Annotated in this window: 11 protein-coding genes and 1 riboswitch; of the genes, 9 read left to right on the top strand and 2 right to left on the bottom strand. The window is 58.5% G+C overall.

Annotated elements, in window-relative coordinates; all coding sequences use genetic code 11:
* From ftsY to MUY35_RS15750, 3 genes are all read left to right on the top strand, one after another.
* A partial coding sequence (gene ftsY / locus MUY35_RS15760; RefSeq protein WP_248370135.1) for a signal recognition particle-docking protein FtsY occupies positions 1-1,053 on the top strand: 1,053 nt, incomplete at its 5' end.
* 9 nt (positions 1,054-1,062) lie between these two features.
* Positions 1,063-1,965: an EamA family transporter gene (locus tag MUY35_RS15755; RefSeq protein ID WP_248370134.1), complete on the top strand. Its 903-nt coding sequence runs from the start codon at positions 1,063-1,065 to the stop codon at positions 1,963-1,965.
* Between the two features lie 9 nt (positions 1,966-1,974).
* Complete coding sequence (locus tag MUY35_RS15750) at positions 1,975-2,583, top strand: inner membrane-spanning protein YciB (RefSeq protein WP_248370133.1); 609 nt, start codon at positions 1,975-1,977, stop codon at positions 2,581-2,583.
* Between the two features lie 4 nt (positions 2,584-2,587).
* Here the strand turns inward: MUY35_RS15750 and MUY35_RS15745 are convergent, their stop codons facing one another.
* Positions 2,588-3,289 carry a glutathione S-transferase N-terminal domain-containing protein gene (locus MUY35_RS15745; RefSeq protein WP_248370132.1) on the bottom strand — a complete coding sequence of 234 codons (702 nt, stop codon included), beginning with the start codon at positions 3,287-3,289 and terminating at the stop codon, positions 2,588-2,590.
* Between the two features lie 133 nt (positions 3,290-3,422).
* Positions 3,423-3,501: riboswitch (SAM riboswitch) on the top strand.
* 72 nt (positions 3,502-3,573) lie between these two features.
* Between MUY35_RS15745 and metZ the strand changes: the two genes are divergently transcribed.
* The 3 genes from metZ (at position 3,574) to MUY35_RS15730 (ending at position 7,530) form a co-directional block, all read left to right on the top strand.
* A complete protein-coding gene (gene metZ / locus MUY35_RS15740) occupies positions 3,574-4,767 on the top strand; it encodes an O-succinylhomoserine sulfhydrylase (RefSeq protein WP_248370131.1) in 1,194 nt (397 codons plus the stop codon).
* Between the two features lie 84 nt (positions 4,768-4,851).
* A complete protein-coding gene (gene folE2, locus MUY35_RS15735; RefSeq protein WP_248370130.1) occupies positions 4,852-5,958 on the top strand; it encodes a GTP cyclohydrolase FolE2 in 1,107 nt (368 codons plus the stop codon).
* A gap of 123 nt (positions 5,959-6,081) precedes the next feature.
* Positions 6,082-7,530, top strand: coding sequence for a TrkH family potassium uptake protein (locus tag MUY35_RS15730; RefSeq protein WP_248370129.1), 1,449 nt, complete (start codon positions 6,082-6,084; stop codon positions 7,528-7,530).
* A 53-nt stretch (positions 7,531-7,583) separates the two neighbouring features.
* On the opposite strand, the gene MUY35_RS15725 is transcribed toward MUY35_RS15730, so the two are convergent.
* The gene (locus MUY35_RS15725; protein ID WP_248370128.1) at positions 7,584-9,428 is read right to left on the bottom strand and encodes a serine protease; all 1,845 of its coding nucleotides are present in this window, start codon (positions 9,426-9,428) and stop codon (positions 7,584-7,586) included.
* Positions 9,429-9,691: 263 nt separating this feature from the next.
* On the opposite strand from MUY35_RS15725, the gene MUY35_RS15720 reads away from it, so the two are divergent.
* The 3 genes from MUY35_RS15720 to glyS are packed head-to-tail and all read left to right on the top strand — an operon-like array spanning position 9,692 to position 13,328.
* Positions 9,692-10,633 (top strand): glycine--tRNA ligase subunit alpha, encoded by a 942-nt coding sequence (locus MUY35_RS15720; RefSeq protein WP_248370127.1) that lies wholly within the window; start codon positions 9,692-9,694, stop codon positions 10,631-10,633.
* Positions 10,630-11,097 carry a DUF6446 family protein gene (locus MUY35_RS15715; RefSeq protein ID WP_248370126.1) on the top strand — a complete coding sequence of 156 codons (468 nt, stop codon included), beginning with the start codon at positions 10,630-10,632 and terminating at the stop codon, positions 11,095-11,097. The genes MUY35_RS15720 and MUY35_RS15715 overlap by 4 nt, the downstream gene beginning before the upstream one ends.
* Positions 11,098-11,102: 5 nt before the next feature.
* On the top strand, positions 11,103-13,328 hold the full coding sequence (glyS, locus tag MUY35_RS15710; RefSeq protein ID WP_248370125.1) for a glycine--tRNA ligase subunit beta: 2,226 nt from the start codon (positions 11,103-11,105) through the stop codon (positions 13,326-13,328).
* The last annotated feature ends 145 nt before the right edge of the window (positions 13,329-13,473 follow it).

The following is a 13,473-nucleotide window of genomic DNA, read 5'->3' as shown; positions in this document are numbered from 1 at the left end:
GAACCCGAACCCGAACCCGAACCCGAACCCGAACCCGAACCCGAACCCGAACCCGAACCCGAACCCGAACCCGAACCCGAACCCGAACCCGAACCTCAGCCAGCGAAGCAGGTCGATCCTGCGCCGCTGGATATCGCCGCTGACGTCGCACCCACCGCCGCCGCCAAACCAGGCCTGCTGGGCCGTATGTTCGGGCGGCGCGAGGCCAAAACCGTCGTCCGCCGGACCGTCGATGACGACATGCTTGAAAGCCTCGAAGATCTGATGATCACGTCCGATATGGGCGTGGACACCGCAATGCGCGTAACCGCCAATATCTCGGAGCGGCATTTAGGCAAAAAATTGTCTGTGGCTGAGATCAAATCCGTGCTGGCTTCTGAAGTCGCGCGGATTATGGAGCCTGTGGCCCTGCCCATGCCGATCTATCCCAAACGCCCTCAGGTGGTGTTGATCGTCGGCGTGAATGGCGCCGGCAAGACGACCACGATCGGCAAGCTGGCCAGCCAGTTCACCGCCGCTGGCAAAAAGGTCGTGATCGCCGCCGGCGACACTTTCCGCGCGGCCGCGGTTGAGCAGCTGCAGGTCTGGGGGGATCGCGCGGGCGTGCCTGTCCTGACCGCGCCCGAAGGGTCGGACCCAGCCTCGCTCGCCTTCGATGCGATGACCCAAGCCGAGGCGGACGGCGCTGATCTTTTGATGATCGACACCGCCGGGCGTTTGCAAAATCGCGCTGATTTGATGGAAGAGCTGGCCAAGATCGTGCGTGTTATCAAGAAGAAAGACGAGACCGCGCCGCATAATACCTTGCTGGTGCTGGATGCGACCACGGGTCAGAATGCCCTTCGTCAGGTCGAAACCTTTCAGAAGCTGGCTGACGTCTCCGGTCTGGTGATGACCAAGCTTGATGGCACGGCAAAAGGCGGCGTTCTGGTGGCGTTGGCCGACAAGTTCGCCTTGCCGATCCACGCCATTGGCGTTGGCGAACAGATCGACGATCTTGCCCCCTTCGACCCCGAGGAATTTGCCCGCGCCCTGATCGGCATCACCGAATAAGCGTGGGGCATGAGCGACTGGCTCATATCGCTGGAAGGCACCGAGGCTGGTCATCAGGTCGCCTTGATGCTGGCTTTGTTCGCGGCGTTTCTGCACGCGTTTTTTGGCGCGCTTCAAAAGGGACGCCATGATCCGTGGTTGTCGCGCGGCGCGATTGATCTTTCCTACGGTGTGATCGCCGCGCCCTTCGCCCTGTTCGTCGTCCCATGGCCCGAACCACATATGTGGCCCATCTTCGCGGTCGTTTTTGTGATCCACGTTGGATACAAAGTCGCGCAAAGCTACACCTATGCGCTAGGGTCCTATACGGTCGTCTACCCGGTGGTGCGTGGCACTGGGCCGCTGTTCACGGTGATCGGGGCGGGTATCTTGTTTGGCGAGAAGTTCACCGCGATACAGTGGGCAGGGGTTGCGACGCTGGTGGCGGGAATTTTTGCCCTTGCCGCCTACAACCTGCGCCACTGGCAGATGGGGCGCGAGCTTCTGAAGCCCGCTTTGGCGATGGCCGTTGTGACGGGGCTTTTCGTTGCGGCCTATACCACTTACGACGCCTATGGCATCCGCGCGACCGCCGACCCCTTTACATTCCTGGCGTGGTTTTTCTTCATCGACGGGTTTTTCATGCCCGTGATCGCGGGTTTGCGTTGGTGGAACATGCCAGAGCGTCCGGCACTTGCCCGGCTGATGGGGCGCGGCGTTCTTGGTGCATTCGTTGCCTATTTCAGCTTCGGCTCGATTATGTTGGCCACACGGCTAGATAGTGTTGGCGAAGCCGCCGTTTTGCGCGAAACCTCGACCGTTTTTGCCGCCCTGATCGGCTGGCTTGTGCTGAAAGAACGCGTCGGGCCGCGTCGCCTGACGATGATGGCTTTGATCGCAGTTGGCGCCGTGATAGTCGAAATGGGCGGATAAGGAGGCACCATGACCGAGAAACAGGCAAACCCCACCTTTAGGGCAGCACTTGAATACGGACCGATCATCCTGTTTTTTGCGGCCTATACCTTGCTGAAAGATCGCACTTTCACCGTTGGCGGCACGGATTATTCGGGTTTTGTTGCCGTGACGGCGATGTTCATCCCGGTTCTGGCGCTGGCCACATTGGCGCTGTGGAAAATCACCGGCCATCTGTCAAAAATGCAGATCATGACTCTGGTGCTGGTCATTGGTTTCGGGGGGCTATCGATCTGGTTCAACGACGAACGCTTCTTCAAGATGAAGCCGACCATGATTTATCTTCTGTTCGCGGGTCTTCTTGGCTTCGGGTTGATGCGCGGCACGAGTTATCTGGAGGCAGTCATGGATCGGGCCCTTCCGCTGGAACGCGAAGGGTGGATGGTCCTGACCAAACGGCTGGCATTGTTCTTTCTGGTCCTTGCCGTCGCGAACGAGGTGATCTGGCGCACCATGTCCACCGACGCTTGGGTCAACTTCAAAACCTTTGGCCTGCCACTGGCGATGTTCGCTTTCTTCATGTCCCAAGCTGGATTGTTCAAGAAATACGGCATCGAAGAGGACGCGCACGAAAGCTGACGCCTCATCTTTTGAACAGCAAATCCTGTGCTTTACGGTCAGTCTGAAGATTGCCGCGCTGGTCGGACGCCACAGCGCGGCCGCGCTGAACAGCCGGGCGCGCGCCGACCTCTTCAAGCCAACGGGCCAGGTTTGGTTTGTCATCCAATGTCTGCTCTTGCCCTTCCCACAGTGACGCCCACCCCCAAGATGCCATATCGGCGATGGAGTAAGTCTCGCCAGCCAGATAGCGATTATCTGCAAGTTGGCGGTCCATTACGCCGTAAAGTCGCGCGGTTTCAGCGCGATAACGGTCCTTGGCATAAGGCAGATCATGGGGCGGATCCATCGAAGGCGCGTATTTCAGGAAGTGATGCGCCTGACCGGCCATCGGCCCCAGGCCTCCCATCTGCCACATCAGCCACTGATCCACAGCAATACGCTCTCGCTCTGTCTTCCCGTAGAAAAGCCCCGTCTTGCGCGCCAGATACTGCAAGATCGCACCGCTTTCAAAGACCGAGATCGGCGCGCCATCCGGCCCATCCGGGTCGATGATGGCGGGCATCCGGTTGTTTGGCGCGATGCGCAGGAAGTCGGGTTCGAACTGGTCGCCCGCGCCGATATTCACCAGCTTGACTTCGTATGGCAGCGCCATTTCCTCCAGCGCGATCGAGATTTTCCAACCGTTTGGCGTGGGCCAATAATAAAGCTCAATGGTGTCTGGCATGTTCATCCTCCTTCAAGGAGTCGCAGGATGACAGGCGCGCGCAAAATGGCAAGAGCACCCAAACCTTCCTTGGGGCGCGACCCGGTGCACCTGTATTCCCTGCTCTCTTGACGCAAAACGTCGCAGGCGCTAGGGCTTGCTGCGTGGCGATTTGTTTGCCGGATTGCGGGCCACGTAAAATATTCTGCTAAAGAGGTCAGGGACCTTGCGGGCGATATGCCCCGCAAATTCACCCCCGGCGCTCGTAAAGCGGTGGGGGTTTTTTTGTGCGAAAGGAGCGCGCGATGACAGAGGGCAAAACTGGTTGGTCAAAACGGACCACGGCGGTGCATGGCGGTACACGTCGCAGCCAGTACAACGAGGTCAGCGAAGCGATCTTTCTGACGCAAGGTTTCGTGTATGACAGCGCCGAACAGGCCGAGGCGCGCTTTATCGAAAGCAGCCGGGACGAGTTCATTTATGCCCGCTACGGCAACCCGACTGTCGCGATGTTCGAAGACCGAATGGCAGCCCTTGAAGGGGCCGAAGACGGGTTCGCCACGGCGTCAGGCATGGCGGCTGTCAATGGCGCACTGATGTCCATTCTGAAGGCAGGCGATCACGTTGTTGCTGGGCGCGCATTGTTCGGATCGTGCCTTTATGTTCTTGAAGATATCTTGGCGCGCTTCGGGGTCGAGGTAACATTGGTCGACGGCACGGATCTGGACGCTTGGCGCGCGGCTGTGCGCCCCGATACCGCAGTAATTTTCTTCGAAAGCGTGAGCAACCCGGCGCTTGAGGTGATCGACATCGTAGGCGTTTCAGAAATTGCCCACGACGTTGGTGCGCTGGTCGTTGTCGACAATGTCTTTGCCACGCCCGTTTTCAGCCGGGCTATAGATCAAGGCGCCGATGTGGTCGTCTATTCGACAACCAAGCATGTGGACGGGCAGGGTCGTTGCCTTGGCGGTGTCGTGCTGGGCACGCAGGATTATATCCGCAAAACGCTTGAGCCCTATCTGAAGCACACCGGCGGAGCGATGAGCCCGTTTAATGCGTGGGTCATGCTGAAAGGTTTGGAGACGATGGAACTGCGCGTGAAGGCGCAGGCGACGTCAGCGCTTGAGATTGCGCGCGCATTAGAGGGTCATAAGAAACTCGCCCGTGTCATTCATCCGCTGCTGGACAGCCACCCGGACAAGGCGCTGGCCGAACGCCAGATGATTGGCGGGGCGGGCACGGTCCTTTCGTTGGATTTGGCCGGCGGCAAGGATGCCGCGTTCCGTTTCCTGAATGCGCTTGAGATTGTCTTGATATCGAACAACCTTGGCGATGCGAAATCTATCGTGACCCATCCGGCCACGACGACTCACCAACGCTTGCCCGATGATCAGAAAGCACAGATGGGGATCACTCCGGGTCTTTTGCGTCTATCTATCGGACTTGAGGATACACAGGATTTGATCGCAGATCTGACACAGGCCCTAAACGCAGCCTGATTGGTCGCATCTTGCGCAACCTGTTTGGAGAATCCCTGCCACACACTTATAATATTAGAGTGCGACAGGATCGGAGGGTCCGCGATGAACCAGATGAAGCGCAAGGGCGGCAAGGCCCCAAATGCGGACGCCGCGCGTGAGGCGCTGGCTGTTTTGCGCAACTGGGCCGAGAAGGCAGACCCGGTCGAAGTTGCGAAGCTGGATCCGGCCATCGCACGACTTTTGCCGGGGTCAGAACTGCCGAACTACCCAGACCTGCGCCGCACCTATCCCGACGGTTTTGCACCCGACGCGGCCTATAAGGCGTCAATGCCGGACCTGCAAAACGGACCGGCCAGCCTGATTCAAGGCGCGAAACGGCATATCCAGCACGTAGGAATTTCCAACTTCCGCCTGCCGATCCGCTATCACACGCGCGACGGCGCGGATGTGACGCTGGAAACCTCGGTTACGGGAACAGTCAGCCTTGAAGCGGGTAAGAAGGGCATCAACATGTCCCGCATCATGCGCAGCTTCTATGCCCACGCCGAAAAGACCTTTAGCTTCGACGTGATCGAGGCCGCATTGGACGACTACAAGACCGATCTTGAAAGTCTTGATGCGCGGATCGAAATGCGTTTTTCCTACCCGGCAAGGGTGCAAAGCCTGCGATCGGGCCTGTCCGGCTATCAGTTTTACGACATCGCGCTGGAACTGGTCGAACATCGTGGCACGCGGCGCAAGTTCATGCATCTGGACTATGTTTACTCCTCAACTTGCCCCTGTTCGCTAGAGCTGTCCGAACATGCGCGCCATACGCGCGGCCAGCTTGCCACGCCACACTCGCAACGGTCTGTCGCACGTATTTCGGTCGAGAAGATCCACCAGCCCAACCATACCTTGTGGTTCGAGGACCTGATTGACGTTTGCCGCACGGCTGTTCCAACTGAAACGCAGGTCATGGTCAAACGCGAGGATGAACAGGCCTTTGCGGAACTGAACGCCGCAAACCCGATCTTTGTCGAAGATGCCGCCCGTCTGTTCTGCGAGCATCTGCAGGAAGACCCGCGCATCGGTGACTTTCGCGTTGTGGCGAGCCATCAGGAAAGCCTGCACAGCCACGATGCAGTGTCGATCCTGACCGAAGGTAAAACGTTTGAGGCCGAAAGTCTGGACCCCAAACTGTTCTCGACCCTGTTTCACGTAGGCTAGGTCGCGCGCGGGTGTGTGAACCTGTCAAAAGACCTCTGCGAATGGGACACAGCCGCGCGGTCGCAAGGTTTCAATGCCATCTGATCCTTGACAGTTTGCCTGCCTGAGGCCAACCCTTCGCCCATGTTCGATCTGCGACCTGTCGTATATGTTACCGGCCTTCTGGTCGCCGCTCTTGGGGCCGCCATGTTGATCCCAATGGGGATTGATCTGTTTTACGGCAGCCCGGATTGGGCTGTTTTTCTGGAAAGTGCGGTCATCACGATGCTGGTTGGCGGGTCGATGGCGCTGGCCACGGCCAATGGTGTCGGCAAAGGGCTGTCGATCCAGCAAACCTTCTTGCTGACCACCGGCGTCTGGGTCGCACTGCCGATCTTTGGGGCGCTGCCATTCTTCTTTTCGGATTTGGGCGCGCGCCCGGTAGATGCGTTTTTTGAGGCGATGTCCGGCCTGACCACCACCGGTTCGACGGTGTTATCGGGGTTAGACGAACTGCCAAAGGGTCTGTTGTTCTGGCGCGGACTTTTGCAATGGTTCGGCGGCATCGGCATCATCGTGGTCGCAATGGTTTTCCTGCCCGAACTGCGCGTGGGCGGTATGCAGATATTCCGGTCAGAAGGCTTTGACACAATCGGGAAAATCCTGCCCCGTGCGACTGAAATCTCGTCAAGGATTTCAGTGGTTTATTTCAGCCTGACCGGGGCCTGTGCTGTAACCTATTTCGCGTTGGGCATGGATGTCTTCGATGCGGCCACCCACGCGATGACGACAATCGCGACGGGTGGGTATGCCAATTACGACACGTCGTTCGCAGGGTTCCCGCCGGGTGTGGAATATGCGGCTGTCGTGTTCATGTTGCTCGCAGCACTTCCCTTTGTGCGCTATGTGCAAATCCTTGCAGGCACGGCCCGCCCCTTGTTGTTTGACCCGCAAGTCCGGGCCTTTTTTGGAACGCTTTTTGTGATCGTGTTGATGATGGCGTCATGGCGCTGGCTGGCGGATGGCCAAAGCACTGAGGAATCGTTTCGTAAGACGCTGTTCAACGTGACCTCAATCCTGACCGGAACTGGTTATGCGTCACAGGATTACATGATGTGGGGCGCGTTTCCTGTCGTTATGTTCTTCTTCATCGGTTTGATCGGAGGCTGCGCGGGATCGACAGCCTGTTCGATCAAAGTGTTCCGGTATCAGTTGCTGTTCTCGTCGATCAAGGCGCAAGTCCGGGCGATCCATTCACCGCATGGCATCTTCACACCGCGCTATGCCGGGCGCCGGGTGGATGACGAGGTTCTGTCATCGGTGATGAGCTTTTTCGTCTTTTTCGTCGTCACTCTGGGGATTGTGGCCGTCCTTCTTGGTATGACCGGCCTGGATTTCATCACATCCCTATCCGGGTCGGCGACAGCACTTGCCAATATTGGGCCGGGACTTGGGAGTTTGATCGGGCCCACCGGGAGTTTTGCAGACCTAAACGACACGGCGAAATGGATATTGGCGGCAACCATGTTGATTGGTCGGCTAGAGCTATTGGCCGTTTATGTCCTGTTTACCGTATCCTTCTGGCGCGGATAAAAATGCCCGCCCAAAGTGGGGCAGGCATTCTCAAATCTTAAAATGTCAGGCGTTTAGTTCCAGCAACTGACCAGAACGGTCATGTCAGCTGCGCGCGCGCTCAGGTCCACGGGATCCATGGATGCGATCGCGTCGGTGGCTTCCGGCGATACGCCATTATCTGTCAGGAAAGATGTGACCGACCCTGCGTCCTGCGCGAAGCTGACGCCTTCGGGCAGGGTGCGGCCTGCGGACGTTTGGTTCGGCAGAAGCATTCCCATCACAGCCCCGCCGGCATCCAGAACCGGGCCGCCTGCATCGCCCGGCAAGGCGGCAAGGGTCAGACGGTTCAGGTCGGCTTCACCATTCAGTCCTTTAAGCTCGGACAGGCTGCCAAAGGTCAGGCTGGGCGCGCTTAGGCGGCCTTCGTAGGAATAACCCGCCACGGCCACGTCTGATTTTAGGCGTGGATCGACAGACAGAAACGCGGCATAGGCGATGGGGGCCAGCGGGTCTTGCGGCTTAAGCAGAGCAAGACCACGCGCGTCGTCCAACGCGACGACATCGGCGTCATAGTCTTCGTTGATCGAAATGCGGCTACAGTCCCTAACCGCTTCCGCCGTGGTCAGGATTGTGCCCTTGCTGTCGACATAAAAGCCCGACCGCGACAGTTCAGGCGTGCGAATTTCAAGTCCGGATAGAAGATCAAGGCTTTGGGTCGCAGCGTCTAGCCCCGCATTGTCAGCCAGTGCCTGCGGCCCGAGCGAGGCAAAGCTGGCTTGCATGTCGCGCAAGACCATATCGCGGCGCTTGTCATCGCCGACCGGCCAGATCAGCGTGAACCCCTTTACCGTGCCATCGACAAGTTGGGCCTGCGTGTAGGACGTGATGCGACCATCCGTGCCCTCGATCGTGAACGAAGATTTTTTGCGTGCCCGCGGGCCGCCGACAGGCACGATTTCAAGCGATTGCAGAATGTCATAAAGGCCGTAAAGCGTGTCTTGATCGCCGGTCTGGCTGATCAAAACCACACGCACGCCGCTGTCGTCTTTGGTGTCGAAATGCACGAAGGGCGCTTCATAACGGGCAAATTCAACCATCGCAGCCGGAATGGCGACGGATATCCCGGCCTGTTGGTCTTCATAGGGCGCAATGCCCAAGGACGCGAGGACGGCCTGAAAACTCTCCAAAAGCTCTTTGCGCTGGCGGGTGGTCAGAACTCCGGTCGGATCATAGCCGCGATCGGTTTGCCATGCTGCCATCGACCGACGTGTGCCCGCCCCGAAGGACCCGTCGATTGCCGCCGTGTAATAGCCGTCCCATTGCAAAGCGACCTGAAGCGCCTTGCGACCGTCCCGATCCAGAAGCCGTTCGCTGGTCAATGCCTCGCGCTTGGTTTCATCGCGTGCAGGCTCTGGTTGGGTCAGGTTCGTTGTTGGGTCGGCTTGGGCGACCGACGCGATCTGTTCGCCCTGTGCTGATGGTTCGGCTGCACCGCTTGCAGTTTCTGTTTCAGCCGAGGCTTCAAGCGGTTTGGTGTTAAGCGCATTGGCACCCACGGGCCAAAACTGCTGACGCAATTGGTTCGAATATGTGATGAAGCTGTCGCGCGGGATCAGCCCGGCGTTTTTTAAGGATCGCAGCTGAATTTTGGCTGCATCCTCGGTATATGGGCCAAGAATGACGCCATACCAATTGTTGCCAACGCGGAACCCGTTCACGCCTTCAAGCCGACTGGAATAGCTGCGCACGCGGGCCTCTGCCTCGCCCAGTGTTGGTTGCGCCTCGATCTGAATCCAAAACAGGTTTTCCGCCTGTGTCCCGGATGCAGCGGACGTGTTTTGCTGGGCGACAGCTGGCAGGCTGATCAGGCTTGTCGCAAGTCCGGTGAAAAGGGCGGCAGCAATGCGTTTGGTCATGGATCCTCGTGGCCTCGCGGCTTGGCTTGGAATATTCTTGGGCAAATAGCACAATCCGCCCGGAAATAGTCAATAACAGGTTGGCAATATGACAGTTTCGTGTGGCGGGTCCAGCGCGTTCGTCAATTTTGGCGCGAAACGCGGGGGCAGCGTGCCAAACATGCGCCTGACCGGGTGAAATCGTCGGTTTTCACGCGTTGACCCTGTCGGGGGCAGCCCGTATTGAAGGCAGACATTCCGCCAACGACCAGATGGGCAAGGCCATGGCCAACAGCGACACGCGTCCGAAAAGCTTTCAAGAGATCATCCTGCGGCTTCAGAACTACTGGGCCGAACAAGGCTGCGCGATCTTGCAGCCTTATGACATGGAGGTCGGCGCGGGCACGTTCCACCCGGCCACTACGTTGCGTTCGCTCGGCTCTCAGCCATGGGCAGCGGCCTATGTGCAGCCGTCGCGCCGCCCGACCGACGGGCGCTATGGCGAGAACCCGAACCGGTTGCAGCACTATTATCAGTATCAGGTGCTGATCAAACCCAGCCCGCCCGATCTGCAAGACATGTATCTTGGGTCACTTGAGGCTATCGGCATCGACATGGACCTGCACGACATCCGATTTGTCGAAGACGACTGGGAAAGCCCCACACTGGGTGCCTGGGGGCTTGGCTGGGAAGTCTGGTGCGACGGTATGGAGGTCAGCCAGTTCACCTATTTTCAGCAAGTCGGCGGCTATGACTGTCACCCCGTCTCGGGCGAGCTGACCTATGGATTGGAGCGTCTGGCGATGTATATCCTTGGCGTCGATCACGTGATGGACATGCCGTTTAATGATCCCGGCGCACCGATCCCGTTGACCTATGGCGACGTGTTCAAACAGACCGAAGAAGAATACGCCCGCTGGAACTTTGACGTGGCAAATACCGACGTTCTGCTGAAGCAATTCGAAGAGGCCGAGGTTGAATGCAAAACGATCCTTGATCAGGCGTATATCGACCCGAAAACCGGCAAGCGCATCGTCATGGTGCACCCCGCCTATGACCAGTGCATCAAGGCCAGCCACCTGTTCAACCTGCTGGATGCGCGCGGCGTGATCTCGGTCACCGAACGTCAGGCCTATATCGGGCGGGTTCGTAATTTGGCGAAGTTGTGTGCAGATGCATTCGTTCAAACCCGCGCCGGCGGCTGGACCGACGAGGACGCGGCGTGAGCGGCAAGGTCATTGGGATATTCATTGTGGGAATAGCACTTATCGCAGGCGTCGCGATTTATTGGCTGCAAGTGTATGCGTTTTATGATGACGTGTCGCTGGACACCCAATTGCGCATGACGAACGTCGTGACGGGCGAGCCTGAAATCGTGCTGTATGACAGCTTTCAGGGGATCGACGCTGACAGCTCGCCGCTCAGGTTTCGTGGGTGTTTCACCACAACGATGAGCCTTGCGATGCTTACCGAAACCTACGAGGTCTATGAACAGGCTACGCCCCTGACCGCGCCTGGATGGTTTGATTGCTTTGACGCAAGCCAGATTGGCGCGGCCTTGGAGGTTGGCGAAGCCATAGCCTTTCTGGGCGAACGCAACATTCAGGACGGAGTGGATCGCGTCATCGCGATCTTTCCCGATGGTCGGGGTTACGCCTGGCACCAACTGAACGAAAAATACAGCGAGTAAGCGACATGCCCGACCTGCTTATTGAACTCTTTTCTGAAGAAATTCCGGCGCGCATGCAAAGGCGCGCGGCGGATGATCTGAAAAAGCTTGTGACCGATGGTCTGGTCGAGGCCGGATTGACCTATGCCGGTGCCGCCGCGCTGTCGACGCCGCGCCGCCTGACACTGGCGGTCGAGGGGCTGTTGGCCACGTCGCCCGACACACGCGAAGAACGCAAAGGCCCGAAAGTGGGCGCGCCTGACAAGGCCATCGAAGGGTTCTTACGGGGCGCAGGTGTGAGTCGCGACCAGTTAGAGGAACGCGATACCCCCAAAGGCCCGGTCTATTTCGCGCTGATCGAAAAGAAGGGGCGCCCCGCCGCCGACATCGTTGCCGAGGTGCTGGAGGGTGCGATCCGCAACTTCCCATGGCCCAAGTCGATGCGCTGGGGAACGGGCAGCCTGCGCTGGGTGCGCCCGCTGCATTCGATCTTGTGCATCTTGTCGGACGAGGCAGGGGCCAATGTTGTGCCGCTTGAGGTCGACGGGATCATTGCTGGTGACACCACAGAGGGGCATCGCTTCATGTCGCCCGGCCGTATCGCCGTGATCAACTTTGCGGATTACGAAGCGAAATTGAAAGCCGCCAAGGTGATCCTGTCGCCCGATGAGCGCGCCGATCATATCTGGGCCGAAGCGCAGAACGCTGCTTTCGCTCAAGGTTTGCAGATCGTCGAGGACAAGGGCTTGCTGGCCGAGGTTGCGGGGCTGGTCGAATGGCCGGTCGTGTTGATGGGCGATATTGCGGATGAGTTCATTCCACTGCCTCCTGAAGTGCTGCAAACATCCATGCGCGAGCATCAGAAGTTCTTTTCTGTGCGCAATCCCAAGTCGGGCCTGATCGAGAAATTCGTAACCGTCGCCAATCGCGACACCGCCGATCACGGCGCGACCATTTTGGCGGGCAACCAGAAAGTCCTGTCGGCCCGACTGGCGGACGCCAAATTTTTCTGGGAGAACGATCTGCGCGTGGCCGAAGCCGGCGGCGCGCCGTGGCTTGAAAGCCTGTCAAACGTCACCTTCCACAACAAGCTGGGCACACAGGGCGAACGCATCGAACGCATCACCCAACTGGCCAGTGCCATCGCGCCTTCGATTGGGGCCGATGCCGACCTGACCGCAAAAGCCGCGCGCTGGGCCAAGGCCGACCTGTCATCCGAGATGGTCTATGAATTTCCCGAACTTCAAGGCTTGATGGGCAAATATTATGCCGCACCCGCTGGCTATCCGGTTGAGGTCGCGAATGCCGCTGTCGAACATTATTCCCCCCTTGGCCCAACCGATGACGTGCCGTCTGCGCCCGTGTCGGTTGCTGTTGCACTGGCTGACAAGCTGGACACGCTGACGGGGTTTTGGGCGATTGACGAAAAACCGACCGGATCGAAGGACCCATTTGCATTGCGCCGGGCAGCGCTTGGGGTGATCCGTTTGGTGCTGGACAATTATCTGCGCATCGCATTGGACCAATTATTTGATTCCCAACTGCTGCGCCATGAAATCGAGCTGAACGAAAACGGCACCGTTCGCAAAGCACTTTTGCAAGACCTCGACAATGAAATCGCGCAACATGGCGTGTTTGGCGCAGCGATCCGAACAGTGCTGGACCATTTTGATGGCGACCTGTCCAAGCGATTGGAGGAGGTGAAGAAAAGCCTGCCCGATACGTCGCAAGACCTGCTGGGCTTCTTCCACGACCGCCTGAAAGTCTATCTGCGCGACAAGGGCGTGCGTCATGATGTGATTGATGCTTGTCTTGCCATGCCGGGCAATGACGACCTGACCCTGCTTGTGAAACGCGCCGAAGCCCTGACCGCCTTTCTGGCCACCAATGATGGCGAAAACCTGCTGCAAGGCGTCAAACGCTCCAGCAACATTCTGGCACAGTCGGAAGAGAACGACGGTGTCGAATACTCCTATGGGGCCGATGTGAAATTCGCCGAGGCGGACGAGGAAAAAGCCCTGTTCGCCGCGCTCGACACCGCCGAGGCTGCCATCAAACCCGCGATGGAGGCCGAAGATTTCGCCGCCGCCATGCACGCCATGGCGGATCTGCGCGCACCCATCGACGCATTCTTTGACGCGGTGCAGATCAATACTGACAGCCAAGTTGTTCGCCGCAACCGGCTGAATCTTCTATCGCGTATCAGAATGATCTGCGCCGGCGTTGCGGACCTGTCACGTATTGAAGGCTGACGGCCCTGCGCTATCATACCCCGAACGGATCGGGGTAGCCGAAGGGAGTTCCGCGACATTTGGTGCCAATGCTGGCTGCAAACCTACCCCTTGTGCGATACGCCGCGCGCGTTATGGTGTTTTGCGACCGCGGTGCTGCGGTGCA

Source organism: Aliiroseovarius sp. S1339, assembly GCF_023195695.1.
GTDB lineage: Bacteria > Pseudomonadota > Alphaproteobacteria > Rhodobacterales > Rhodobacteraceae > Aliiroseovarius.
This window is presented reverse-complemented; position numbering and strand designations above follow the sequence as displayed.